General features: G+C 62.8%; 26 protein-coding genes and 2 tRNA genes. 12 read left to right on the forward strand and 16 right to left on the reverse strand.

The genetic code is table 11. From position 1 onward, the window contains the following. Both NKI79_RS15925 and NKI79_RS15930 read right to left on the reverse strand, forming a co-directional pair. Nucleotides 1–1,188 carry an amino acid ABC transporter permease gene (locus NKI79_RS15925; protein WP_352649729.1) on the reverse strand — a complete coding sequence of 396 codons (1,188 nt, stop codon included), beginning with the start codon at nt 1,186–1,188 and terminating at the stop codon, nt 1–3. Between the two features lie 63 nt (nt 1,189–1,251). After that, a complete protein-coding gene (locus NKI79_RS15930; RefSeq protein ID WP_352649730.1) occupies nt 1,252–2,280 on the reverse strand; it encodes an amino acid ABC transporter substrate-binding protein in 1,029 nt (342 codons plus the stop codon). 427 nt (nt 2,281–2,707) lie between these two features. On the opposite strand from NKI79_RS15930, the gene NKI79_RS15935 reads away from it, so the two are divergent. The 4 genes from NKI79_RS15935 (at nt 2,708) to NKI79_RS15950 (ending at nt 5,749) form a co-directional block, all read left to right on the forward strand. Continuing rightward, entirely contained in the window at nt 2,708–3,877 is a 1,170-nt protein-coding gene (locus NKI79_RS15935; RefSeq protein ID WP_352649731.1) for a cystathionine beta-lyase, read from the forward strand. A gap of 245 nt (nt 3,878–4,122) precedes the next feature. Then, on the forward strand, nt 4,123–4,794 hold the full coding sequence (locus NKI79_RS15940) for an RNA polymerase sigma factor (protein WP_352649732.1): 672 nt from the start codon (nt 4,123–4,125) through the stop codon (nt 4,792–4,794). A 104-nt stretch (nt 4,795–4,898) separates the two neighbouring features. After that, nucleotides 4,899–5,423 carry a DUF4142 domain-containing protein gene (locus tag NKI79_RS15945; protein ID WP_254820743.1) on the forward strand — a complete coding sequence of 175 codons (525 nt, stop codon included), beginning with the start codon at nt 4,899–4,901 and terminating at the stop codon, nt 5,421–5,423. 14 nt (nt 5,424–5,437) lie between these two features. After that, nucleotides 5,438–5,749, forward strand: coding sequence for a cupredoxin domain-containing protein (locus NKI79_RS15950; RefSeq protein ID WP_352508883.1), 312 nt, complete (start codon nt 5,438–5,440; stop codon nt 5,747–5,749). A gap of 106 nt (nt 5,750–5,855) precedes the next feature. Here the strand turns inward: NKI79_RS15950 and NKI79_RS15955 are convergent, their stop codons facing one another. From NKI79_RS15955 to NKI79_RS15965, 3 genes are all read right to left on the reverse strand, one after another. Next, a complete protein-coding gene (locus tag NKI79_RS15955) occupies nt 5,856–7,076 on the reverse strand; it encodes an anion transporter (RefSeq protein ID WP_352802610.1) in 1,221 nt (406 codons plus the stop codon). 59 nt (nt 7,077–7,135) lie between these two features. After that, a tRNA-Arg gene (locus NKI79_RS15960) sits at nt 7,136–7,212 on the reverse strand. Between the two features lie 50 nt (nt 7,213–7,262). Continuing rightward, on the reverse strand, nt 7,263–7,568 hold the full coding sequence (locus tag NKI79_RS15965) for an ETC complex I subunit (RefSeq protein ID WP_352802611.1): 306 nt from the start codon (nt 7,566–7,568) through the stop codon (nt 7,263–7,265). 160 nt (nt 7,569–7,728) lie between these two features. On the opposite strand from NKI79_RS15965, the gene NKI79_RS15970 reads away from it, so the two are divergent. Continuing rightward, a tRNA-Pro gene (locus tag NKI79_RS15970) sits at nt 7,729–7,805 on the forward strand. A 92-nt stretch (nt 7,806–7,897) separates the two neighbouring features. On the opposite strand, the gene NKI79_RS15975 is transcribed toward NKI79_RS15970, so the two are convergent. Next, nucleotides 7,898–8,725, reverse strand: coding sequence for an alpha/beta fold hydrolase (locus NKI79_RS15975; RefSeq protein ID WP_352802613.1), 828 nt, complete (start codon nt 8,723–8,725; stop codon nt 7,898–7,900). A gap of 129 nt (nt 8,726–8,854) precedes the next feature. On the opposite strand from NKI79_RS15975, the gene NKI79_RS15980 reads away from it, so the two are divergent. After that, entirely contained in the window at nt 8,855–9,856 is a 1,002-nt protein-coding gene (locus NKI79_RS15980; protein ID WP_352802616.1) for a GlxA family transcriptional regulator, read from the forward strand. Between the two features lie 200 nt (nt 9,857–10,056). Here the strand turns inward: NKI79_RS15980 and hdaA are convergent, their stop codons facing one another. The 3 genes from hdaA to NKI79_RS15995 are packed head-to-tail and all read right to left on the reverse strand — an operon-like array spanning nt 10,057 to nt 12,549. Next, nucleotides 10,057–10,758 (reverse strand): DnaA regulatory inactivator HdaA, encoded by a 702-nt coding sequence (hdaA, locus tag NKI79_RS15985; protein WP_352802617.1) that lies wholly within the window; start codon nt 10,756–10,758, stop codon nt 10,057–10,059. Between the two features lie 5 nt (nt 10,759–10,763). After that, a complete protein-coding gene (locus NKI79_RS15990) occupies nt 10,764–12,020 on the reverse strand; it encodes an AI-2E family transporter (RefSeq protein ID WP_352802619.1) in 1,257 nt (418 codons plus the stop codon). Then, the gene (locus NKI79_RS15995; protein WP_023677645.1) at nt 11,992–12,549 is read right to left on the reverse strand and encodes a CDP-alcohol phosphatidyltransferase family protein; all 558 of its coding nucleotides are present in this window, start codon (nt 12,547–12,549) and stop codon (nt 11,992–11,994) included. The genes NKI79_RS15990 and NKI79_RS15995 overlap by 29 nt, the downstream gene beginning before the upstream one ends. A gap of 217 nt (nt 12,550–12,766) precedes the next feature. Between NKI79_RS15995 and NKI79_RS16000 the strand changes: the two genes are divergently transcribed. The 5 genes from NKI79_RS16000 (at nt 12,767) to NKI79_RS16020 (ending at nt 16,334) form a co-directional block, all read left to right on the forward strand. Beyond that, a complete protein-coding gene (locus tag NKI79_RS16000; protein WP_352802622.1) occupies nt 12,767–13,423 on the forward strand; it encodes a glutathione S-transferase family protein in 657 nt (218 codons plus the stop codon). A gap of 235 nt (nt 13,424–13,658) precedes the next feature. After that, the gene (purM, locus tag NKI79_RS16005) at nt 13,659–14,723 is read left to right on the forward strand and encodes a phosphoribosylformylglycinamidine cyclo-ligase (protein ID WP_352472623.1); all 1,065 of its coding nucleotides are present in this window, start codon (nt 13,659–13,661) and stop codon (nt 14,721–14,723) included. Continuing rightward, the gene (gene purN, locus NKI79_RS16010; protein WP_352802528.1) at nt 14,720–15,427 is read left to right on the forward strand and encodes a phosphoribosylglycinamide formyltransferase; all 708 of its coding nucleotides are present in this window, start codon (nt 14,720–14,722) and stop codon (nt 15,425–15,427) included. The genes purM and purN overlap by 4 nt, the downstream gene beginning before the upstream one ends. Nucleotides 15,428–15,476: 49 nt before the next feature. Beyond that, the gene (locus tag NKI79_RS16015; RefSeq protein ID WP_352802525.1) at nt 15,477–15,809 is read left to right on the forward strand and encodes a hypothetical protein; all 333 of its coding nucleotides are present in this window, start codon (nt 15,477–15,479) and stop codon (nt 15,807–15,809) included. A gap of 9 nt (nt 15,810–15,818) precedes the next feature. Next, on the forward strand, nt 15,819–16,334 hold the full coding sequence (locus tag NKI79_RS16020; protein ID WP_352802522.1) for a SixA phosphatase family protein: 516 nt from the start codon (nt 15,819–15,821) through the stop codon (nt 16,332–16,334). 109 nt (nt 16,335–16,443) lie between these two features. On the opposite strand, the gene NKI79_RS16025 is transcribed toward NKI79_RS16020, so the two are convergent. The 7 genes from NKI79_RS16025 to NKI79_RS16055 form a co-directional block, all read right to left on the reverse strand. Then, nucleotides 16,444–16,677, reverse strand: coding sequence for a DUF680 domain-containing protein (locus NKI79_RS16025; protein ID WP_352507893.1), 234 nt, complete (start codon nt 16,675–16,677; stop codon nt 16,444–16,446). Between the two features lie 290 nt (nt 16,678–16,967). After that, complete coding sequence (locus NKI79_RS16030) at nt 16,968–19,190, reverse strand: cation:proton antiporter domain-containing protein (RefSeq protein WP_502909820.1); 2,223 nt, start codon at nt 19,188–19,190, stop codon at nt 16,968–16,970. A gap of 171 nt (nt 19,191–19,361) precedes the next feature. Continuing rightward, on the reverse strand, nt 19,362–20,060 hold the full coding sequence (locus tag NKI79_RS16035) for a DUF2270 domain-containing protein (protein WP_352802630.1): 699 nt from the start codon (nt 20,058–20,060) through the stop codon (nt 19,362–19,364). A gap of 56 nt (nt 20,061–20,116) precedes the next feature. Next, entirely contained in the window at nt 20,117–22,225 is a 2,109-nt protein-coding gene (locus NKI79_RS16040) for a molybdopterin-containing oxidoreductase family protein (protein WP_352802633.1), read from the reverse strand. A gap of 42 nt (nt 22,226–22,267) precedes the next feature. Continuing rightward, nucleotides 22,268–22,465 carry a hypothetical protein gene (locus tag NKI79_RS16045; protein WP_254820273.1) on the reverse strand — a complete coding sequence of 66 codons (198 nt, stop codon included), beginning with the start codon at nt 22,463–22,465 and terminating at the stop codon, nt 22,268–22,270. Between the two features lie 4 nt (nt 22,466–22,469). Beyond that, nucleotides 22,470–24,347 carry an ABC-F family ATP-binding cassette domain-containing protein gene (locus NKI79_RS16050; RefSeq protein WP_352802636.1) on the reverse strand — a complete coding sequence of 626 codons (1,878 nt, stop codon included), beginning with the start codon at nt 24,345–24,347 and terminating at the stop codon, nt 22,470–22,472. Between the two features lie 453 nt (nt 24,348–24,800). Further along, the gene (locus tag NKI79_RS16055; protein ID WP_254820275.1) at nt 24,801–24,980 is read right to left on the reverse strand and encodes a hypothetical protein; all 180 of its coding nucleotides are present in this window, start codon (nt 24,978–24,980) and stop codon (nt 24,801–24,803) included. Nucleotides 24,981–25,112: 132 nt separating this feature from the next. Between NKI79_RS16055 and NKI79_RS16060 the strand changes: the two genes are divergently transcribed. Further along, the gene (locus NKI79_RS16060; protein WP_352802639.1) at nt 25,113–25,286 is read left to right on the forward strand and encodes a hypothetical protein; all 174 of its coding nucleotides are present in this window, start codon (nt 25,113–25,115) and stop codon (nt 25,284–25,286) included. The last annotated feature ends 2 nt before the right edge of the window (nt 25,287–25,288 follow it).

Consider the following 25,288-nt stretch of genomic DNA (forward strand, 5'->3'; position numbering starts at 1 on the left):
CTACCTCTCCACCAGCGCCATCCTGGCGTTCACGACGTTCATAATCGCCGACGTGATCAGGCTGAGCGCGAGATAGACAGCCATCATGATCACCACGCCTTCAACCGCCTGCCCGGTCTGGTTCAAGACCGTGCCGGCAGTCGCTGTCAGGTCCGGATAGCCGATGGCGATGGCGAGCGAGGAATTCTTGGTCAGGTTGAGATACTGGCTAGTCAGCGGCGGAATAACGATGCGCATCGCCTGCGGCACGACGACAAGCCTGAGGATCGATCCCGAGCGCAGCCCGAGTGCCGCGGCCGCCTCGGTCTGGCCTGCGCTGACGCCCCTGATGCCGGCGCGCACGATTTCGGCGATAAAGGCGGCCGTATAGCAGGACAACGCCAGATAGAGGGACAGGAACTCGGGCCTGACCTGAAAACCACCGACGAGATTGAAGGTCGACTGCTTTGGAAATTCGAAGCTCAGCGGAAAGCCGCTCAGCGCGTAGGCCAGCAGCGGCAGGCCGACAATCAACGCTATGGATGTCCAGAACACCGGGAATGGCTGTCCCGTCGCCATCTGCCGCTGCCGCGCCTTGCGGGCCACGAACCAGGCCATGGCGATGCCGAGGAGCAGTGCGACCAGGATCAGCCAGGAGCCCTCGCCCCATATAGCGCGGGGAAAATAGAAGCCTCGCTGGTTGAGGAAGGAGCCGAACGGCAGATTGATGCTCTCGCGCGGCGGCGGCAGCACGGCGAGCACGCCGGAATACCAGAAGAAGATGACCAGCAGCGGGGGGATGTTGCGGAACACCTCGACATAAACGGTGCAGATCTTCCTGATCAGCCAGTTATGCGACAGCCGGCCGATGCCGACGATGAAACCGATGATGGTGGCGGTGATGATGCCGACGACGGCCACGATCACGGTGTTGATAAAGCCGACCAGGATGGCACGGAAATAGGTCGAATCCGATGAATAAGCGATGGCGCTTTCGCTGATGTCGAAACCGGCGCGGCCCTTGAGAAAGCCGAAGCCGGAAGCGATGTGCAGCCGCGTCAAATTGGCGATGACGTTGTGGGTAACCCACCAGACACCCGCTACCAGCAGGACGAGGACCAGCGCTTGAAAGAATATGCCGCGGACGCGCGGATCATTGATGAAGGAACCGCGGCTTGGCTCCTCGCGAAGAACTTCCTGCGATGCCATTCGACAGTCCCCTGGAAAGAGAGACCGGAAGGCAGACGATCTGCCTTCCGGATCCATTTTCGATCAGCGGATCGGCGGAGCGTACTGCAGGCCACCCTTGGTCCACAGCGCGTTGATGCCGCGGGCGATCTTCAGCGGGCTGCCGGAGCCGACATTGCGTTCGAACATCTCGCCGTAATTGCCGACGGCTTTGACGATGTTGACGACCCAGTCATTGGAGACGCCGAGATCGGTGCCGATCTTGGTGTCGGCTTCCTGGCCGAGCACGCGCTTGATCTCGGGATTGTCCGAGTTCTTCATCTCGTCGACATTGGCCTGGGTGATGCCCAGTTCCTCGGCGTTGAGCAGCGCGAAATAGGTCCACTTGACGATGTGGTACCACTGGTCGTCGCCCTGGCGCACGGCCGGCCCAAGCGGTTCCTTGGAGATGATCTCGGGCAGCACGACGTGGTCGGCCGGCGAGCTGAGCGTCAGGCGAATGCCGTAGAGACCCGACTGGTCGGTGGTGTAGACGTCGCAGCGGCCGGCGTCATAGGCGGCGTTAACCTCATCCAGCTTTTCGAAGACGACGGGGTTGTACTCCATCTTGTTCGACTTGAAATAGTCGGCAAGGTTGAGCTCGGTCGTGGTGCCGCTCTGCACACACACCGCCGCGCCCGAAAGCTGCAGTGCCGAATTCACGCCCGGAAGCTTCTTGGCGTTGATCATGAAGCCCTGACCGTCATAATAGGTGACGCCGACGAAGTTCAGGCCAAGCGCCGTGTCGCGGTTGATGGTCCAGGTGGTGTTGCGCGACAGGATGTCGACCTCGCCCGACTGCAGCGCGGTGAACCGCTCCTTGGCACTGAGCGGCGTGAACTTGACTTTGCTGCCATCGCCGAAGACGGCGGCCGCCACGGCGCGGCAGAAATCCACATCAATGCCTTTCCATTCACCCTTGTCGTCAGGCGCCGCGAAGCCAGCAAGACCCGTATTGGTGCCGCACTGGATGAAGCCTTTCGCCTTGACGTCGTCGAGCGTGCTCGCCGACGCAGCCGAAGCCGCGAATCCAAACGCGGCGGCGCCCAAAACGCCGATTGCAATGTGTTTCATGACCCACAGACCCTTTTCTGTTTTTTCCAGGCGAACCTGACTTTTTCCCGTGTGAACGCAGCTATGTAATCCCGGCCCATCACCGGAATCGCGCATCGTAACCGACGCGCTGCCTCCCATTCACGAACAACATCGAAGGCGATTATTCCTGTGAGGTCAAGGGAAATGACCAAATCCGAAAGACTTTGAAAACCAACCGCCTGAAATGCCTGAATTGCAGACAAACGCGCTCGCAAATTGGTCAGCGCGCCAATTAAGCCGGCAAAGTCCGACCGTGACTTGCCAAGCGCACCTGGCAGCCGTTCAGAGGATCTACGGCGCATTGCTGAATTGGCATATTCAAGACCTTGGCCTGGCGAGTGCGGTGCGGTTGCGCGGCCAATGCCGCCGCACTATGGCTAACGACCAACCCATGGGACGAAAAGCAATGGCAAAAGACGGCAGCGAGATGGGCGTCAACACGCGGCTCGCCCATTCCGGCAACAACCCGCATGACTATTTCGGCTTCGTCAATCCGCCGGTGGTGCATGCCTCGACCGTGCTCTATCCCAATGCGGCGGCGATGGCTTCACGCAGCCAGAGATACACCTACGGCACGCGCGGCACGCCGACCACCGATGCGCTGAACAGCGCGATCGATGCGCTGGAAGGTTCGGCAGGCACGGTCGCGGTACCGTCCGGCCTGGCGGCGGTGACGCTGCCGCTGCTCGCCTTCCTGTCGGCCGGCGATCATCTGCTGATCGTCGATTCCGTTTATCATCCGACCCGCAACTTCGCCGACACGATGCTGAAGCGGCTGGGCATCGAGGTCGAGTATTACGAACCGCGCATCGGCGCCGGCATCGCGGCGCTGATCAAGCCCAACACCAAGGTGGTGTTCACCGAATCGCCGGCCTCCAACACTTTCGAGGTGCAGGACATACCGGCCATCGCCAAGGCAGCACATGCCGCCGGCGCCATCGTCATGATGGACAACACCTGGGCGACGCCGCTCTACTTCCGCCCGCTCGACCACGGCGTCGACATCTCGATCCACGCGGCGACGAAATACCCGGCCGGCCATTCCGACGTGCTGCTCGGCACGGTGTCGGCCAATGCAGCTTGCTGGAATCAGCTTTGCGAGACGTTCAACACGATGGGCTGCTGCGCCGGACCGGACGACGTCTACCAGGTGCTGCGCGGCCTGCGCACGATGGGCGTGCGGCTGGAGCATCATCAAAAGAGCGCGCTTTCCCTCGCCGGCTGGCTGGAGGATCAGCCCGGCGTAGCGCAGGTGCTGCATCCGGGGCTGCCCAGTCATCCCGACCACGCTATGTGGAAGCGCGATTTTTGCGGATCGAGCGGCATCTTCTCGATCGTTCTCGCGGGCGGCGGACAGAAGCAGCAGCACGCCTTCCTCGACGCGTTGAAGTTTTTCGGCCTCGGCTATTCCTGGGGCGGCTATGAGAGCCTTGCCGTGCCGGTATTTCTTGGCGACCGCACAATCGCCAAGGGCCCGTATGACGGGCCGCTGGTGCGCCTGCAGATCGGGCTCGAGGATGTCGAGGATTTGAAGGCCGACCTGGCGCGCGGGCTGGCGGCGGCCGCTGATGCCTGAGCCAGCACCATTCCAGACTGAGTCAGAAAATCGGCGTAACAGCCTGGAAAAATTGCGATCCTGAGCGATATCACGGCGACCGATCGGTCGACTCTACAAAACAGGGGCGGCAGTGTGGTGAAGGCGGTAGAATAGTCTCTGCCAGTCCTTGAAACGGATCGAGGTTGGCCGGCGGGATCGGTCGGGAACCTTTTGTCGGCCGATGCATCCAATGTCGCGATGAGAAGCCTATCAGGAGATCGGCCATGCCTGCTGCGTTGACGGCAACGCCCGCCGCTTCCGGCGATATGCAGCTTGTCGGCCGCGCGCTGGCACGTGATGGCGATGCATTTCGCACCATCATCAAGACGCACAACCAAAGGCTCTACCGCATCGCCCGCGGTGTTGTGCGGAACGACAGCGAGGCCGAGGACATCGTCCAGGAGGCGTATGTCAGCGCCTTTGCCCATCTCGAGTCCTTTCGCGGCGATGCCTCGCTCGCCACATGGCTGTCGCGTATCGTCATCAACGAAGCCCTCGGCCGCTTGCGCAAAAGGCGGCGAATGGTAGCGATGCCAGAAAACCCGCAAGCCGAAATCATCCGGTTTCCCTTCAATCCGAGCGACGATCCGGAGCGGACGATGGCGCAACGGCAGATCCTTGAGCTTGTCGAACGGGCAACCGACAGTCTTCCCGATGTCTACCGGATGGTGTTCGTGGCGCGCGTCATCGAGGGATTGAGCATCGAGGAAACCGCCGAACTGCTTGGCGTGCGACCAGAAACCATCAAGACCCGGCTGCACCGCGCCCGCGCGCTGGTGCGCAAGGCGCTGGACGACCAGATCGGCCCGGTGCTGCTCGACGCCTTTCCGTTCGCGGGCCGGCGCTGCGAACGGCTGACCAATGCCGTGATGCAGCGGCTTGGTCTTTCCGGATAGGCCGCACCGATTTTCGCGGGAACGTTTTCCCGTGACCTGCATCCAATGAGCATCACTGAAAACGAAGCCCGATGCAGTTCCGCGTCGGGGCGAAGGAGAGCATCATGTTTATTCGATCGACCACGGCACTGGCCGCAATTTTCCTGCTTGGCGCGGCGCCCTCGTCGCAAGCTGCCGACAAACCGACCGATCCGCAGATCGCACATATCGCCTACACAGCGGGCGTGCTTGACGTCGAGGCGGCCAAGCAGGCGCTGAAGAAATCGAAAAACAAGGAAGTCGTGGATTTCGCCAAGGACATGGTGCGAGATCACGAGGCGGTCAACAAACAGGCTCTCGACCTGGTCAAGAAGCTCAAGGTCACGCCTGAGGACAATCCGACGAGCAAGGCGCTGACCAAGGCGGCGGCCGAGGAACGTGCCAAGCTTGCCAAGCTCAAGGGCGCAGCGTTCGACAAGGCCTATGTCGCCAGCGAGGTGGCCTACCACAAGCAGGTCAATGGCGCGCTCGAAACTCTGCTGATTCCGTCCGCCAGCAATGCCGAGCTGAAGAGCCTGCTGGAAACCGGCCTGAAAATATTCCAGGGCCACGAACAGCACGCCGAACACGTCGCCGGCATGCTGAAGTGAGGATCGAGCCAATGATGTCGCGGCGGCATCTGTGGGTTGCTCTGGCATTGGCCATGGGTGCCGCGCCGGCCAAGGCCGAAACCATCGAGGTGACGATCGAGAAGCTTGTGTTTTCGCCGGCGAAGATCGAGGCGAAGGTCGGCGACACGATCAGGTGGGTAAACAAGGACGTGTTCGCCCACACGGCAACCGTCAACGGCGCCTGGGAAGTGATGATCCCGCCGAAGAAGGCGGCGAGCCTGACGGTGAAGAAGGCGGAATCGGTCGATTATTTCTGCCGCTTCCATCCCAACATGAAAGGCCATCTGACGGTGACATCGCCCTGACCGGCTAATGTTTGCCGCGCAAAAGTGTGCAGCGGTTTTGCGATAACGACATGACGAAAAAGAGCCTAATGCGCGCCGCACGAGGTGGGTCGAACACGACGCGCTTCTAGGCCGCCAGCCATGCCGTCCCGGCAAGAAGGGTGACCAGCGTCAACGGCAGGCCGACCTTGAAGAAGGCGATGAAGCCCAGCGGTTTGCCGGAGACCCGCGCGTGCTCGGCAACGATCAGATTGGCGACCGAGCCGAGCAACGTGAAATTGCCGGCCATCGTCGAGCTCATGGCGACGACCAGCCAGGCCCGCTCGGGGTTTTCCAGTCCGGGCACGAACGGCTTCAGCGCCAGCACGGCCGGGACATTGCTCATGATGTTGGACAGCACCGCGGTGAAGCCGGACAGCCGCCACACATCATTCAGCCCAAGGTCTTTTGCCGAAGCGACGATGTCGGGCGTAAGCAGCGTCTTCTCGGCTCCGGCGACGACGATGAACAGCCCGGCGAACATGAACAGCAGCGGCCCATCGATCTCGCGATAGATGCGCTCAGGTTTGATCGCGCGGGTCAGCAACAGAATCGCACCGCCGATCAGCGCCGCCTTGGCAACGGGAACGCCGGCAAAGAAGGCGATGGCCAAACCGATACAGACGACCACCGCCTTCAGCACCTGCCCCGGCAGCATGCGACCTCGGTAGACTTCGGGGCTGAGCTCGGCCTTGCGCGAAAATTCGGCATGGTAGACGATGCGAATGATGACGATGACGGCGACGAGGCCGAACAGGGCCACCGGCGCAAGCGCCGCCGAGAAGGCCGGATAGGAAATCCCCGACAGGGCGCCGATGACCATGTTCTGCGGATTGCCGGTGAGGGTCGCGACACTGCCGCAATTGGATGCGGTCGCCGTGGCGATCAGATAGGGAACCGGGTTGCGGTTGATGACGCGGGTGACATGGACGACGATCGGCGCCATGACCAGGCAGATAGCGTCGTTGACGAGGAATGCCGACAGGACGCCGGTTAACAGCGTCACCATCACCAGCAGCATGAACGGCGCATGCGCATGCTCGATGGCGAACCCGCCGAGCGCGCGAAAGGCGCCGGACACTTTCAGATGCGCCACGACGATCATCATGCCGAGCAGAAGCGTGATGGTGTCGAAGCTGATGGCGCGGTAGGCGTCTTCCATGTCGAGCGCGCCGATGGCGATCATCGCCGCACCGCCGAGCAGCGCGATACCTGCCCGGTCGAGGCGCAGCCCGGGTACCCTGCCGACGGCAACGCCGGCATAAGTCAGGACAAGGATCAGCAGCGCCGCCGCGCCCATCGCTGTCATATGTTGGAAATCCTATGCGACTGGCGAGTGAACCTGTCCCGAATGGACCTGTGAGATATTGGCGATCCCGACAGGATTCGAACCTGTGACCATCGGCTTAGAAGGCCGGTGCTCTATCCAGCTGAGCTACGGGACCGCTGGCCGGCCGCATGACCGGCGGATTGTGCCGGCAGGGCCGGTATGGGATCAATGCGTCCAGGGCGTCCTGCGGTCATAGCGGAAATTCTCCGCATAGGAAATCTGGCGGCGCTTGATTTCCTTCGGCTCCTCGACGCGGAAAGCAAGGCCTTCCTTCTCGGCATAGGCGACCGCCTCTTCTCTTGTTTCGAAGGTCAGCCTGATCTGGCTTCGCATGTCGCCGGACGTGGTGTAGCCCATCAGCGGATCGATCTTCTTGCGCTGCTCCGGATCGAACTCCAGCACCCAATGGCCGGTCTTGGCCTTGCCGGACTGCATCGCGGTTTTGGCTGGGCTGAAAATGCGGGCTGACATGACCACCTCATTGCTGGTTGCAAGCGCACGACCCCGACACCAGATTACTGTTCTCTGGCCATGCACTTGCCCGTCATTACTGCGCAATGCCGCCGGCAGCAAGGCCGATGGCTTTTTACGCTTGCTTTGGTGGGCTGAAATCACTAGGCAACAGACCGTTCGGAGTGTAGCGCAGCCTGGTAGCGCATCTGGTTTGGGACCAGAGGGTCGGGAGTTCGAATCTCTCCACTCCGACCATTCATCAAGCGAATCTCGTCGGCAGCGCAAGCGGATCACGCTCGAGCGGACGGACAGCACGAGCCTGCGCTGCCCGTCCGATACCCAAGCCGTCAGCCCTGGATGAAGGCCAGCAGATCCGGATTGATGATCTCCGGATGTGTAGTGCACATGCCGTGCGGCAGGCCCTTGTAGACCTTGAGCGTGCCATGCTTCACCAGCTTGATCGCAAGCAGCGCGGAATCTGCGATCGGCACGATCTGGTCGTCGTCGCCGTGCATGATCAGCACGGGCACCTCGAGCTTCCTTAGATCGTCGGTGAAGTCGGTCTCGGAAAAGGCCTTGATGCAGTCGTAATGGGCCTTGGCCCCACCCATCATGCCCTGGCGCCACCAATTGTCGACGGCGCCTTGCGAGACCTTGGCGCCCTCGCGGTTGAAGCCATAAAACGGGCCGGCCGGCACATCCCTGTAGAACTGGGCGCGGTTAGCGGCCAGGGCGGCGCGAAAGCCGTCGAAGACTTCGATCGGCAAGCCGCCGGGGTTGCTGTCGGTCTTGACCATAATCGGCGGCACGGCGCCGATCAGCACCGCCTTGGCAACACGGCCGCCGCCGCCATAAAGCGCGACGTAACGCGCCACCTCGCCGCCACCGGTCGAGTGGCCGATGTGGATCGCATCCCTGAGATCGAGATGCGCCGCCAGCGCCGCAACATCGGCGGCGTAGGTGTCCATCTCATTGCCGGTCGCGGTCTGCGACGAGCGGCCGTGGCCGCGGCGGTCATGTGCGATGACGCGGTAGCCCTTTTCGAGGAAGAACAGCATCTGGTTGTCCCAGTCGTCTGAGCTCAGCGGCCAGCCGTGATGGAACACGATCGGCTGGCCCTTGCCCCAATCCTTGTAGAAAATCTCGGTGCCGTCATGGGTGGTGAATGTGCTCATCGTCCTACTCCTTGATGGAAAAGTTGGGGGTAACAGGGAAGCCTTTAGCCCCCTCAGCTGGAAAAATTATAACAGAGCGGTCAGGGTGAGCATTGGCAAAACGGACATTCAACATGGCAAAACTGACAAATGACGGCTGCGCGTGATCTGATCGAAATCGGCCTCGTCTTGTATCCCGGCGTGCAGGAAGCAGCCGTGCTCGGCCTGACCGATCTTTTCATGCTGGCAAACCGGCTGGCTGTCGAGCGGTCGCCGGACGCGGCGAGGCTTCGCGTCAGTCATTGGCAATTGGAGGACGCGGGCCACACCGTAGTCCGCAGCTTCGACAGCGAGCCCGGCGCCGACAATGAACCAGCCATGGTTATCCTCCCGCCGACGTTGGGGGATCCGATCGCTCGGGAAGCAGCCGCGCCCTATGCCGGCTGGCTCAGGGATCGCCACACGGCAGGCGCGACGCTCGGTTCGGTCTGCGCCGGCGCCTTCGTGCTTGCCGAGACCGGCCTGTTGTCCGGTCGCGCCGCGACGACGCACTGGGCTTATCGCGACGCGCTGGCGCTACGCTTCCCAGACATCCTGCTCGACGCCGACAGGCTGGTCATCGACGATGGCGATATCATTACCGCCGGCGGCTACATGGCCTGGACCGATCTCGGCCTGAAGCTGGTGGACAGAGTGCTCGGGTCAGCCGTCATGATGGACACGGCGCGTTTCATGCTGGTCGATCCACCGGGCCGCGAGCAACGTTTTTACAGCCCGTTTGCGCCGCGATTGACCCATGACGACGAAGCGATCCTCAAGGTGCAGCATTGGCTGCAGGCGAACGGCGCGCGCGACGTGACGCTCAGCGTCATGGCCGAGCATGCGGGGCTGGAGGAGCGGACCTTTCTGCGACGCTTCCGCAACGCCACTGGCCTCAGGCCGACCGAATATTGTCAGCACCTGCGGGTCGGCAAGGCGCGCGAGATGCTGGAAACCACGATGCGATCGATCGACCAGATCGCCTGGGAGGTTGGCTACGACGATCCCGGCTCCTTCCGCAAGGTATTCGCCAGGATAACCGGCCTGGTGCCCGGCGATTATCGCCGGCGCTTTGGCGTGGAACGAGCCGCGATTTCAGGAGGTGAAAGTTGAGACCTGGCCGCCGCCCAATGGCGCTGCCAGATGCAACTGACGGCAAGCTCGCCGGGCGAGAACCCCAACCACTCCATCCCGGCGAGCCTACTACCTGATTTGATACGCAATCAGGACCGGGATTAGCCGGCAAGCTCTTTCTTGCAAGACAGATGCCAGCCTTTTTTCCCAAAATGGGACGGCGGCTGAACTGGAATCCTCTAAATCTCGAACTCGCCCTGCCCTTCATCCATGGCGCTGACGGTCTCGGCTGCTAGGGCGCGGGTGATCGGCGTCTTGCGCTCGAGCGCGGTGCGGTCGAGCCGTTCGACCACCCGCATTGCGGTGGCCAGCGAGCGTTCGATGCGGCGCACCAAATATTGCACGACATGCGGCTCGACCTCGACCTGTCGATCGGCGAACAGCTTTGTGATGACGCCGGCCAGCAAGAGGTCGTCGGGCTCGTGGATCTCGACGGCAGCCGCCGCCTTCAGCCGCGATGCCAGGTCGGGCAGCCCGACGCCCCAGGCGGAGGGAAAGCGGCGCGCCGTCAACAGTAAGGTCGAGCCGGCGCCGCGCACCGCATTGATCAGGTGGAACAGACCGTGCTCGTCGACCGGGCCGGCATCGACATCGTCGATCAGGGCCGGATGCGCGCCAAGATTTTCGATGCGCTCGCCGATGCGGCCGGCCTCCACTTTGACCGCGTCGGCGCGGGTCTGCCAGATCGAGGCCAGATGGGTTTTTCCGGAGCCGGCCGGCCCGGCCAGCACGACTACCGGCGACGGCCAGTCCGGCCAGCGGTCGACAAGAGCCGCCGCCTGGCTGTTGGTGCTGGAAACGACGAGCTCGTCGCGCGAATAGCCGGTGCCGTGGCCTAGATCGAGCGGCAATTGGCGCGGCGGATCGATCTTGTCCGGCATCTGGCTCAACCGCGCGCGCCCCCGCGGCGGCGCACCTGCAGCGGCGGCACCGGCTCGTCGGCATGGCCCTTGTAGAGCGGCGATTCGAGATAGCGCGCGATGGCGAAGCGCACCAGAACGGCAACGGCGGCGGAAGCCGGAACGGCGATCAGCAGGCCGACGAAGCCGAACAGCGCGCCGAAGGCAAACAGCGCGAACATCAGCCACACCGGATGCAGACCGACGCTTTTGCCGACCAACCGCGGCTGCAGGATATTGCCCTCGATGAACTGGCCGACGAAGAACACGCCGGCCACCGCCGCGATCATGGTCCAGTCCGGCCAGAACTGGACGAAGGCGACGCCGACGGCCAGCACCAGGCCGGTCAGCGAGCCGACATAGGGGATGAACGAGATCAGCCCGGCAAACAGGCCGATGAGGATGCCGAAATTCAGGCCCGTCAACGTCAGGCCGGTGGCATACATGGCGCCCAGCACCAGGCACAGCGTGCCCTGTCCGCGCACGAAGCCGGCGGTTGCCGTGTTGATATCCCTGGCGATCGCCCTGACGGTCTTGACATAGTCGCGCGGCACCCAGCTGTCGACGATTGCCACCATGCGGTCCCAGTCGAGCAGCATGTAGAAGGCGACGACCGGCGTCACCACGAACAGGCTGACGACCGAGACCAGCGCCACGCCGGAGCTCCAGATCGAGGTGAAGACGGTGGTCAGGAGGCCGAAGCCGGAGGTCAGCAGCGAGTTCAAGCCTTCACGCAGGCCATTGGCGTCGACGCCGAATTTCTCTTCCAGCCATTTCGGGTCGAAGCTGGTGATCAGGCTCTGCAGCCGGGTCAGATAGTCCGGCAGCTTGCTGGCGAAATCAGCCATCTGCGAGGCGAGCACCGGAACCAGGATGACGACGGCCAGCACCAGGACGACGATAAAGGCGACGAGGATAACCACTGTTGCCATCAGCCTGGACAGGCCGAGACGCTCCAGCCGGTCGGCGACAGGGTCGAGGAAATAGGCGAGCACCATCCCGGCAACGAAGGGCAGAAGGATGCCGCTGAAGACGTAAAGGAAGACGGCGAGGATGATGGCGCTGACCAGCCAGAAGCGGATCTGCCGGCGAAACGACGCCGATGCAGCAGCCTCCGCCGCCGCGGCTTCGGCTTCGGCGTCGATGGACCGTTCGTCAGGTGCCCGATGTTCAGGTGCCCGGTGTTCAGGTGCCCCGTGTTCAGGTGTCCCGCGTTCAGGTGCCGGGTGTGGAGCCTTCGCCATAGCCGCTCATATGCCTCAGCCAAGCCACGAGATAGGCCGCGGCCGAAGCCACGGTCAAGACCCCGGACAGCAATATGAGGGCCGGCCTCAGCGGATCGAGACGGATGTCGAAGGCGAGTTCGCCCAACACCACTGCCGCCAGCACGATCTGGATCGCGGTGTTGGCCTTCGACACCAGGAGCGGCTTCATCTCAACCGGATGCGCCATGACGGTGGATAAAAGCACGGCGCAGACGATCAGTGCGTCGCGCGATACCATGGTAACGACCAGCCACAGCGGCAGTTCGCCACTGAAGCCCAGGACCACGAAAACCGAGACCAGCAGCAGCTTGTCGGCCATGGGATCGAGATAGGCGCCGAGCCTGGAAAACTGATTGAAATGGCGGGCGATGAAGCCGTCGACGCCGTCGGAAATGCCGGCAATGAGGAAGCCGGCAAACGCCCAGTCCCAGCGTTCCTGCAGCATGGCCAGCACCACGGCCGGCACCAGCACGAAGCGCATGATCGTGATCATGTTGGGGATGGTCAAACGCATATCCCGTCGCTCTTGTTTGTCGATACATGATGGAGATGGAGGGTTACGGCAAGTGAGAAGCGACACAGAAGCTGCCAATCACCCCTCGAGGGCGCCAGCAATGAAATAGGTCAAGACAGATGTCGATTTCGGGGAGGCTCATTCGTCTCACGATGGGAAGCCGAAGAATTCGCCCAGACCTTCCTGGACCGCGAGCAAGGAAACGGACGCGATGACAATCACAATCACAGCTTTTGAACGATCGCCCGATGGCGGCAAGGGACTGGCGCGCGATACGCGCGTTCGCTGGGCGCTCGAAGAAGTGGGGCAGCCGTATGAGGTTCGTCTTGTTTCCTTCGCAGAAATGAATGCGCCTGGCCATCTGGCCATCCATCCATTCGGCCAAATCCCCACCTATGAGGAAGGTTCTCTCTCGCTGTTCGAAACCGGCTCGATCGTCTTTCATCTTGCTGAGCAGCATACGGGATTGCTGCCGAAGGATCGCAATGCCCGCGCGCGTGCGATCACGTGGATGTTTGCCGCACTTAACACCGTCGAGCCGCCGATCCTCGAATTAACGACGGCAAGAATATTCGAACGTGACATGCCTTGGAGCGAGGAGCGCTTGCCGTTGGTAAAGGACCGTGTTCGGGCTCGTCTGGACAAACTCTCGGCCTACTTAGGCGTCGCCGACTGGCTCGATGATACGTTCAGCGCGGGCGATTTATTGATGGTGTCAGTGCTGCTGCGACTAAGAATGTCCGGCATTTTGGACGAATATCAAAACTTGGCTGCCTATGTAGCGCGCGGGGAAGCACGGCCGGCTTATATCCGGGCTTTCACCGCGCAATTTGCGATCAACGCCTCATCAACCAGCATTACCTCATAAAGCTGAGCCGACAGCAGGTCTTTCTCAAGCTCATCGATATCTGGAACCCGGTTGGGGTTTGACCTGGATGCGCAATGGTGCCGATCGGCAGGTCGGCGGACAGAGCCCTGGACAGCGCCTCCCTCTGGCCTGCCGGCCATCTCCCCCTCAAGTGGGGAGATCGGCAGTTTCAGCGCCGTTATCCTTGCGGACCGAAACCGTTCATGCGAAGAGCCCGAGAAAGCAGGGAAAGAGTATGAGCAAGCGCAAGAACGGGCTCACCTATGCCGAAGCGGGCGTCGACATCGACGCCGGCAATCTCATGGTCGAGAAGATCAAGCCGCTGGTGCGCGCCACCCGCCGGCCGGGCGCCGATGGCGAGATCGGCGGTTTCGGCGGCCTGTTCGATCTCAAGGCAGCCGGCTTTACCGATCCGGTGCTGGTCGCCGCCAATGACGGCGTCGGCACCAAGCTGAAGATTGCCATCGATGCCGGCAAGCATGACACGATCGGTATCGACCTCGTCGCCATGTGCGTCAACGACATCGTCGTGCAGGGCGCCGAACCGCTGTTCTTCCTCGACTATTTTGCCACCGGCAAGCTCGATCCCGATCAGGGCGCTTCGATCGTTGGCGGCATTGCCGCCGGCTGCCGGCAGGCCGGCTGCGCGCTGATCGGCGGCGAGACGGCGGAAATGCCCGGCATGTATCACGACAAGGATTACGACCTCGCCGGCTTTGCCGTCGGTGCCGCCGAACGCGGCCAGTTGCTGCCGACCGACGACATCGTCGAGGGCGACGTGCTGCTCGGCCTTGCCTCATCGGGCCTGCATTCGAACGGCTTTTCGCTGGTCCGCCGCATCGTCGCCGTAAGCGGCCTTGGCTGGGGCGATCCGGCGCCGTTCAATGACGAGGCGACGCTGGCCGAGGCGCTGCTCGAGCCGACGCGCATCTACGTCAAGTCGATCCTCAAGGCGATCCGCAACACGCATGGCATCAAGGCGCTGGCCCATATCACCGGTGGCGGCTTTCCCGAAAACATCCCGCGCGTTCTGCCCAAGGATTTTTCGGCCGAGCTCGATCTCGGCGCCATCGAGGTGCCGCCGGTGTTTTCGTGGCTGGCCAAGACCGGTGGCGTCGCGCCGGAAGAGATGATGCGCACCTTCAATTGCGGCATCGGCATGATCCTGGTCGTCGCCTCGGGCCAGGCGGCGCAGGTCGCCGCCGTTCTGCAGGAGGCCGGCGAGACGGTGACGCCGATCGGCCAGATCGTGCCGCGCCGCGATGCCGGCGTCATCTATCGGGGCTCGATCGGCCTATGACCAGAAAACGCACCGTAGTGCTTATTTCGGGGCGCGGCTCCAACATGACGGCGCTGATCGCGGCGGCAAGCAACCCGGCCTATCCGGCCGAAATCGTCGGCGTCATCTCCGATCGCGCCAATGCCGCCGGCCTCGGTATCGCCGCGGCGCGCGGCATCGCCACCAAGGTGATTTCGCGCTCGGACCATGCCAGCAAGGAAGCGCATGACGGGGCGATCGACGCGGCCCTTGTCTCTTTTGGCGCCGAGATCGTCGCGCTGGCCGGCTATATGCGCATTCTCGGCGCGCGTTTCGTCGAGAAGTGGCAGGGCCGCATGGTCAACATCCACCCTGCCCTGCTGCCTGCCTTCAAGGGGCTGGATACACATGCGCGGGCGCTCCGCGCAGGCATGCGCATCCATGGCTGCACAGTGCATTTCGTCACGCTCGACATGGATGATGGGCCGATCATCGCCCAGGCCGCGGTGCCGGTGATGGTCGGCGACAATGAGGATACGCTGGCCGCGCGCGTGCTCAAGGCTGAGCACCAACTCTATCCGCTGGCGCTGGGGCTGGTCGCCGAAGGCAAGGCGCGGATGGAAGGCGGCCGCACGGTGTTTTCGCGCTTCGCCGACGATGCCGACAACGCCACGTCGGTGGTGATCGCGCCCGACCCGCTGCGCGAAGAGACCGATCTCGAGCACCTGGCGCGGATCACCCCGTAAGGGTCCGTCGAAAAAGCCAATAAATCGTCGGGTCGGCAGAAATAGACCAATGGACGTTTTCGACAGCGCGATCCGGACAAAGCGTGATCTGGCCGGCGTCTTCGAGTACGACGAGGCGGACCATCCGAAAACTGCCACGGCATATTTTTATCTCTGTCGGATCGAGGACGGGCGAGTAGGTCCTGTCGTTGGTGCAATTCACGTTCGATCGGGCGATTGGGCCATTACTGAAGCAGACATTTCGGTCAGATGGGATAAAGATGAACGGTGCGTAGGCCTGTTTATCTTTGGTGCGCTTTGGGCGAGTTTTGATGCCGTCACGGGTGCAAGACATGGCGGCGGATATGGGAAAGACTTTCAGCCGGACATCCCTTGGACTTGAATTGAATCCATGAAGCAACTGCTGCTGCTGCGTCACGCCAAGTCGAGTTGGGACGATCCCGACCTCATCGACTTCGACCGGCCGCTGTCCGCGCGCGGGCTGAAGGCAGCGCCGCTGGTCGGACGCGAACTGGCCCGGCGCGGCTGGCTGCCGGAGCTGGCGCTGGTATCGCCGGCGCTGCGCACCCGCGACACGTGGCGGCTGCTCTCGGCGGAATTGCCGGCGAAGGTGCAGGTCAAATTTGCCCAGGCGCTCTACGAGGCAGCGGCGGCGGACATCCTCGCCAAGGTGCGGCAAGTAAAGGCGGGAACCGGAACGCTGCTGCTGCTCGGCCACAATCCCGGGTTGGAGGAGTTCGCGCGCGGTCTTGCCGGGGCTGGATCGGATGAAGCGGCGCTGAAAAAACTGGCGGATAAATTCCCGACCGCGGCCCTGGCTCGGTTTGACGTCGATGGCGATTGGGCCGGTCTCACCTTCGGCGGCGCCCGGCTGACGCACTGCATCTGGCCGAAGGATCTTCGCTAGGGATTGCCTGGCAGGCCGGGGGATCGCCGACCTTCGGCCAAACCCGCTTCGCACCAAACAAGAGCGGCGGGCCAAGCCCGCCGCTCTTTGTGCTCCGGGGCCGTGATAATCAGCGGCCCCAGATGCCTTGGCCGGATTCAGGCGCCACCGACTCGGAAGTCGTCTTGGCACCAGCATGCTCGGAAGTAACCGGCTTGCGGATCGAGCCGGTAAACGTGTTGTCGACGTTGGCAGCAGGAGCGGCCGGCTGGTTGACGTTGTCCGAGCCATAGTGGTCGCTGCCGGCAAAAGCAGTGCCTGTGGCAACAAGGATGGCGGCGGCGGTAAGAGCGATCTTGGTCATTTCGGGTACTCCGGTAGTCGTTGTTCTGTCCGTCAAGTGGCGTGCCTGGGGAGGAATTCGCGTCGCTCGGACCACCCCGAGATGGGTCGGCAAGTCTGTCGTTTCCAATCACGAAAATTTTGTACGGGTGCGCCAAATTGGCCGCTTGAAATTCGACATGCGGCTCCTTCCCCCACACTGTTCTTCTTTATTTTCAAGTGGTTACGGTTCGAGTTCTTCTACGTTTGGCTGATCAGCGCTTCAGAGCCTCAGTCGACATGTCTGCCGACGGTCAGTGCGCGCCATGAAAATCACGCCGCCAGCTCAGCGCCGGTGGCATCATGCTTGGGCCGCGCGCTGGCCAGAAGCACGACGGGGCAATTGCAGGCGGCCAAAACAGCGCCGGCGGTTTCGCCGAAGAACAGGTCCCCACCCGGACGTTGGGTGACGCCCATCACGACGATGGCCGCGCCTTTGGCCGCCTCCCGGGTGATCGCCTTGTCGGGTGTGACGCGGGTATGGAACGCTGTGTCGATATGCAGGCCGTAGCGGCCCGCCAAATCGGCAATGTCTTTCAGCACGGCTTCTTCGCGGCTATGCGACACCGATGTCGACCTGCGGCCCTTGGCTGCCTTTTGCGAAACATAGAGAACCTTGATCCGTGCCCGGTTTGGACGGGCCAGCGCCAGCGCCAAGTCGGCGGCGCGACGCGCCACCTGGGTACCGTTGACGGGGACGAGAATGCTGGTTCCGGCCTTCAGCGTCGGCATCTTTTCGGCAGCATTGCCGCCGTTCAGGACCAGGCAGAGCGGGCCGTCAAATCCTGCGGCAATGTCGTTGAGGGCCGGCGCGAAGGCGCCATCGGCGGTCAGCACATTGTCAAGGCCGACCAGCAACAGGCCGTATCCCTTGCGGGCCTCTTCGGCGATCGTCTCACCCGTGGCCTCCAATTCGGTGCGGGCCGTCAGGTGGACTTTGTCGACAAGCGTATCTTCGATCCGTTTCACCGCCTGAGCGCTTTTTTTTGCGCCCTTCTTGATTTCCTGCAGGGCGCGCTCCTGTCCCTTGCTGTCGGTCGGCCTGTCAACTCGGCCGTCTTTCGGCTGAAGCAAGGTGGTGGGCAGGCGAAGCAAGGTGGTGGGCATGCCGCTGCCTCCACCGACCAGTCCGGCGAGATAGGCAGTGAACTTGCCGATCCTGCTGTCATCGACCAACACCAGCAGCCGCTCCAGTCTGGAAATGAAGCCGTATTCGTCCAACGCCTCGCGCTCGACACGCTGCTGCTCGTCATGCCCAACCGGCAGCCGGCCGAGCGCCCAGCGCAGCATCGGCGGCATGGCCAAGGTGGTGATCACGGCCATGGTGACGATCATGGTGAAGAGGTTGTGCGACAGGATGTTCATCGACAAGCCGATGCTGGCGACGATCACCTCGGTCGAGCCGCGCGCGTTCATTGCACTGCCGACGGCGATTGCTTCCTTGAACGACATGGCGGCGAGCTTGGCGCCGATGAATGCGCCGCCAAACTTGCCGATGCTGGCGATGACCACAAGTGCGCCCGTCAGCATGGCAAGCGTCGGGTCGGCGAGCACTGTGAGATCGGCGGAAAGCCCCGCCATGCCGAAGAAGATTGGCATGAACAGCGCGGTGATGACGCCGCGCAGCTGGCCTTCGATATGGCTGGAGAGGATAGGCGATTCCCCGACAAGGATGCCGGCGACGAACGCCCCCAGCACCGTATGGACGCCTATCATGTTGGTGATCAGCGCCATGACGCCCATGATGATAAGGATCATGGTGATCACCGCAAACTCACTGCGGAATTGATCGTTGGTCCAGCGGATCAAGGTGAAGACAAGACGGCGGCCAATGGTGAAGGAGAACACCATGAAAAGTGCCACGGCGGCGATGGTGGTCACCAGCGGTACGAGCTGCACCCTGCCATTGGTGGCGATGCCGAAGGTTACTGCGATGACCAGCCAGCCGATCGTGTCCTCAATGATCGCCGAGGAGATAATCACCTGTCCGAGGTTGCGGCGCATGAAGTTCATCTCGCGCACCACCATGGCGACGATCTTGACTGACGAGATCGACAGCGCGGTGCCCAGGAACAGCCCGGCAACAGTGCGTTGCGTCGGATTGGGCAGCAATGCGTCCGGCAGGAACTGCGCCAGCGCGAAACCGCAGATGAAGGGCACCACGACGCCGGTAGCCGAAATGGAAAAACAGGCCGCGCCAACCCGACGTACCAGCCGCAGGTCCGTCTCCATGCCGGTCAGCAAAAGCAGCATCAGGACGCCGAGCTGCGAGACGGCGTCGATCATGCCCTTTTGCGCGGGATCGGTGGGAAAGATCAGGTGCTGGGCCGACGGCCATAGCCAGCCGAACAGCGAAGGACCGAGCAGGATGCCGCCGATCAGTTGGCCCATGATTGCCGGCTGGCCATAGCGCTGCAACACTTCGCCCAGGCCGCGCCCGACAAGCAGCAGAAGCACGATCTCGGCGACGAAAGCGCCTTCGCCCGAACCACCCATGCCGGAGGCCTTGGTCCCGGCAACAAGCGTCTCCGCTGCCCGGGCCGCGCCTGCGGGGACGAAAGCGCAAACCAGCAGCGCCAGGCTGGAACGTGTCGGAGCCTGCCAAGCCATGAAACCCCCATCGCCCAAATGCACGTGTCCAACAACGCGCGACAGGGCGTTGCGTTGCTAGACGTGAACGTCACCGAAGGAGAGTTCGCCGTCGTCGCTCTCTGTCAAAAAGGCTGTCACCAGCAGGCCTGCATAGAGGATGGCGACCAGCACGACGATGGCGCCCCCAGGAACTGGACCCAGCGCAGCACTGGCGACGGCCTCACGCATCGACCCGACGAAGCCGATGGGGACGCCTTCGGTCAGAAGACTGGGGGTCGACAGTTTGAGGATCCAGGCCAGCAGCAGAATCAGCAGCATGTAGATGTAATTGCGACGCAGGCGGCGCGCCAAAGCCACGCGTTGCGAAATCAGGAATTTCGGCGCGCGCAGGCTCTCGCCGACGATCAACAGCCAATCGGACGCGAAGTCCGGCTGCGGCGAGAATATCTGCGCGAAATAGTGCCGTTCGAACTGGCGCACACGAGCCCGATAGAAGTCGAAGAAACGATATCGCCGCGCCTCTATCCACAGCAGCAGCAGGACAAGCAGCATGGCAAACAGCAGCACGCCATGGTGAGCGCTGGCTGTCGAAAGCGAAACGGAGAGCATCGCCGCGACAACGGTTATCGCCCAGTTGCTCGTCCGGTCCAGGCGGTCGCGCCACCCAGCCATGCGCGCAATCTCGGCGCGATGAAAGTGGGACATCGTGGTTACGAGTTCGCCGGACGACAATGTCCTTCCGATGGGATCCGGCGCCGGCAACACTTCCGCCATGACAATGCCTCCACCCGCCACGCGAAAACGGCCGGGTGGAGATATCGTTCCGACGCTCAACCCGCCGGGCGCAGCCAGACCTTGTTGTCGTGGAAGGCGGCGCCGCCATAGGGCGCCGGCGCATCGGCGCCGGTCAGCACGTTGATGCCCTCGCCGCGCTCATGGGCGCTGTTCGGCCAGATGCCTTCGGCGACGACCACGCCGCGCTTGATGCCGTCGAACAGTTTTGCGTGCAGCACCACTTCGCCACGCTGGTTGCCGACTTCGACACGTCCGCCGTCGGCGAGGCCGAGTGCCGCCGCATCATCGGGATGCAGGAGCAGCTCCGGCCGGCGCTCTTTTGCCTGCGACACCGGCGTTTCGGCAAAGGTCGAATTGAGGAAATTGCGCGCCGGCGAGGTCGTCAGCCGAAACGGATGCGCCTCGTCGGCGACCTCGATCAGATCGACATGATCGGGAAATTCCGGCAACTGCTCCACAGGCCCGAACAGGCCCATGCTTTTCGGCGGCCGGTTGGGCGCTGCCTGCCCCGTCCAGTCGGCGCGAAAATGGAATTTCTTGTCGGCATGGCCGAAGCCGTCCAGGAAATGCGCGGCCGCGAAATCCGGCTGCAGGTCGAGCCATTTCTGCTCTTTCAGGCTCGAAAAGCTGCCCAGCTCGCGCTTGCCCAGAATGATATCGATATGCTGCTGCTCGGTCATGCCGAAGCCCGGGCGATCGGCGACACCGAGCCTTTTGCCGAGCTCCTCGATGACGAAATGGTTGGTGCGCGGACCTTCCGGCGGGTCGATCAGCTTCGGCCCGAGCGTGATGTGCTGGTTGCCGCCACCCTTGTAGACGTCGTCATGCTCGAGAAACATCGTCGCCGGCAGCACGACATCGGCGAGCTTTGCCGTGTCGGTCATGAACTGCTCGTGCACACAGGTGAAGAGGTCGTCGCGCAGGAAGCCCTGCTTCACCAGCCGCTGCTCGGGCGCGACATTCACCGGATTGGTGTTCTGGATCAGCAGCGCCGTCACCGGCGGACCGCCATAGAGCGCATCCTTGGCGCCGTTCAGCACCGGGCCGATGCGCGAATGGTCGAGATGGCGGATCGAGGGATCGCGCATCTTGGTGCCTTCCAGCAGCTCCTGGTTGAGCTTGAAGATACCGGAATTGGAATGGAAGGCGCCGCCTCCCTCATACTGCCAGCAGCCGGTGACCGCCGCGATCGAGGCCGCGGCATGCATGTTGACCGAACCGTTGCGCTGGCGCGAAAAACCGTAGCCGAGGCGGAAATAGGTCTTCTTCGTCGTGCCGACGAGACGGGCGAAGGCCTCGATTTCGTCGACGGAAAGCCCGGTGATGTCAGCGGCCCATTGCGGCGTCCTTGTCTGAAGATGCGCTTCCAGACCGTGCGGATCGTCGGTGTATTTTTCCAGATAGGCGCGGTCGGCCATGCCGTCACGGAACAGCACCTGCATCACCGCGCAGGCCAGCGCGCCGTCGGTGCCGGGCTTCAGCACCAGGCCGAGATCGGCCTGCTTCATCGTTGCATTTTCGTAGACGTCGATGACGACGATCTTGGCGCCGCGTTCCTTGCGCGCCTTGATGGCGTGGGTCATGACGTTGACCTGCGTGACCACGGCGTTGGTGCCCCAAATCACCACGCAGTCGGATTTGCCCATCTCGCGCGGGTCGGGACCGCGCAGCGCGCCGGCGCCCATCATCCAGCCGGTCCAGGCCAGATTGGTGCAGATCGAACCGAAGAAGCCGGAATATTTTTTCGCATGGCGCAGCCGTTCGATGCCGTCGCGCTGCACCAGCCCCATCGTGCCGGCATAGTAGTACGGCCAGACCGTCTCCGAGCCGTACTTCGCCTCGGCGGCAATGAACTTCTCAGCGACAAGGTCGAGCGCTGCCTCCCAGCTCGCGTCCTTCCAGGCGCCGTCGCCCTTGGCGCCGGCCCGCACCAGCGGCTTCAGCAGGCGGTCGGGATGATGGACGCGATCGGCGTAACGGGCGACCTTGGCGCAGATGACGCCGGCCGTATAGCTGTTGGCCTTAGCGCCATGGACGCGGCCGATGCGCCTGGCGTCGAGCAGCTCGACCTCGAGCGCGCAGGTCGACGGGCAATCATGCGGACAGGCCGAGTGGCCGATTTTGAGCTTGGCGTGCTGATTCATGGGCGCAAACTAGCCGGTTGTGATAGTAGCGTGTAGGGCCAATTACACGCCATCAATGCGCTTGAGCAAGGCGTTGTAGGCGCCGCATTTCGGACAATGTATGTGGCGCTCGACATGCGATGATCCGGCTCCGGCGTCGATGACCAGCAGATTGCCGTCTCCACACTCAGGGCATTTTACGACAGCTTCGGAATTGACGGCCAAAACCTTGGCAGCTTCGATCCATAGTTTTGCCGACATTCTCCTACTCCGCAGTGCCTTCCTCGTACTCCGCCGACATCGACAGCCATTTTTCCTCATGGCCGGCCAGCTGTTGCGCGAGTTGTGAGCGCTCCTTGGCCAGCCTTGTCGCGGTCGAGGGGTCCTTTTCGTAGACGGCCGGGTTGGCGAGTTCGTCCTCGATCAGGTCTATGCGCTTGCGGAGGCGGTCCATCAGCGCTTCGGTGGCGCGGATTTCCTTGGCCAGCGGCTCGAAGGCAGCGCGGCGCGCGGCTGCATCGCGGCGGCGGTCGGCCTTCGACGCTTTGTCCGCCTCGCGCTTGCCGCGGCGGTCACCGGAGACGCCGGTGACCAGCGTCTTGTAATCCTCGAGATCGCCGTCATACGGATTGACCGCGCCGTCCTTGACCAGCCACAGCCGGTCGGCGGTCGCTTCGAGCAGATGGCGGTCATGCGAGATCAGTATGACGGCGCCGGGAAAATCGTTCAGCGCATGGATCAGCGATTCACGGCTGTCGATGTCGAGATGGTTGGTCGGTTCGTCGAGGATGAAAAGGTTCGGCCCCTCGAAGGCCGACAGGCCCATCAGGAGCCGCGCCTTTTCGCCGCCGGACAGATCCTTGGCGGCGGTGTTCATCTTTTCGGTGGTCAGGCCGAACTGGGCGACACGGCCGCGCACCTTGGATTCCGGCGCATCCGGCATCAGCCGGCGGACATGCTCATAGGCGTTTTCATCGGGCCTGAGGTCGTCGAGCTGGTGCTGGGCGAAGATTGCCACCTTCAGCCCGGGCGCCACCGTCATGCTGCCGGTCTCCGGCTTCAGCCGGCCGGCCAAAAGCTTGGCGAAAGTCGACTTGCCGTTGCCGTTGGCGCCGAGCAGCGCGATGCGATCGTCGGCATCGATGCGCAGCGTCATCCTCTTCAGGATCGGGTCGCCCTCGGTGTAGCCGACGTTGACGTTGTTGAGCGCAATGATCGGCGAAGCCACCGTCTTCACCGGCTCCGGAAAGGAGAATGGCCGCACCGTGTCGTTCACGATCGCGGCGATCGGCTTCATCTTCTCCAGCGCCTTGATGCGCGACTGCGCCTGCCTCGCCTTCGATGCTTTGGCGCGGAAGCGCTCGACGAAGGATTCCATGTGCTTGCGCGCGGCTTCCTGCTTGACGCGGCCCTTCTCCTGCAATTCGCGCTGCTCGGTGTATTGGCGCTCGAACTGGTCGTAGCCGCCGCGCCAGAAGGTCAGCTTCTTCTGGTCGAGATGGACGATCGAATTGACGGCGCGGTTGAGCAGGTCGCGATCGTGCGAAATCAGCAGCACGGTATGCGGGTATTTCGACACGTAGTTTTCCAGCCAGAGCGTGCCTTCGAGGTCGAGATAATTGGTCGGCTCGTCGAGCAGCAGCAGATCGGGCTCGGCAAACAGCACCGCGGCCAGCGCGACGCGCATGCGCCAGCCGCCGGAGAAGGACGAGGCCGGGCGCCGCTGCGCGGCATCGTCGAAGCCGAGGCCGGCGAGAATGGTGGCCGCGCGTGACTCGGCCGAGTGCGCATCGATATCGGCCAGCCGCATGTGGATGTCGGCGATGCGGTGCGGGTCGGTCGCCGTCTTTTCCTCTTCGAGCAGGGCACTCCGTTCGAGGTCGGCCTTGAGCACGATCTCGATCAGCGGCTCCTCGGTGCCCGGCGCTTCCTGCGCGACCTGGCCGATGCGCGTGTTTTTGGGCAGGCTGACCGAGCCGGTCTCGGAGGCGAGGTCGCCGGTGATCGCCTTGAACAGGGTCGTCTTGCCGGTGCCGTTGCGGCCGACAAGGCCAGCCTTGCTGCCGGCCGGCAAGGTCAGTGAGGCATGGTCGAGAAGCAGGCGTCCGGCCATGCGGAGCGAAAGGTCGTTGATGATCAGCATGGCCGGGCTTTTGCACGGGACAACCATGCTTCGCAAGGCCTTGAGCCCCGGTTCTCCGCAAAGGTGCGAAAACCGGCAAGCAGGTGACGTCGACCCCGCGCGCCGCAACGTCCCGCAAAACGCAAAAAAGAACCCGCTATCCTGAGGGGGGACAAGGAGAGCGGGCCCTTTCGTGAACGGCGGCCTTGGGAGCGTCCGATCGACACCCAAACACGCAGCAGCCCGCTTTGTTCCATGGGAAGAACGGACTATGTGATGAACAAACGCTGCTGTGGCCGGCAGGTTTGTCCACAGGGGCGTGCCGTCTGTACGCTATCGCCCATGACGCTGCGGAAAGACTCAGCTATCCTTGGATGTGCGGCGGGCCTGATCTCCGCCTGGCCGGCGCCATCAGCTTCCTCCCAAGCGGCGCCGGCCACCTTCCTTGACCGGAGCCGACTCCATTTGAGGCGGTCATTGTTTCGGCGGCGTGCCGGGCTGATCGCCGCCGGTCGTCGATTTCGGCACCGGATTCTTGTCGACCTGCGGGTTCTGCTCGACGGTATCGCCAGGGGCCTTGGTCGGCTGGATGTTGTTGTCGCAACCCGCAACGGTCAGAGCTGCCATAAGCAGCAGGATTGAGCGCTTTTTCATCGCAGTCTCCTCTCGCCCGACAACGAGGCGTCGGCGATTTGGTTGCGCGGCCGGTGTCGTTCCCGCATTCGCCGAGCAGTCGGGGAACAAAATGCCGCGTCTCCGGTTGCTGCACAATCAATGGAGGAAGCCATGATCCGTCTGCTCATCGCCGGGGCAATCGTCTATGTTGCCTATCGCGTCGCCAGGAAAGTGATCGACGAGGTGCCCGACGATTTCGATCCGCTGCTGCTGCCGCCACCAGAAGACGATCGCGAGGCGCTGCGGCGGCAATCGGCAAGGATGGGCGTCGAGCCCGGGCGTTAGTC

Origin of the sequence: Mesorhizobium sp. M0340 (genome assembly GCF_040321535.1) — a bacterium.
Classification (GTDB): domain Bacteria; phylum Pseudomonadota; class Alphaproteobacteria; order Rhizobiales; family Rhizobiaceae; genus Mesorhizobium.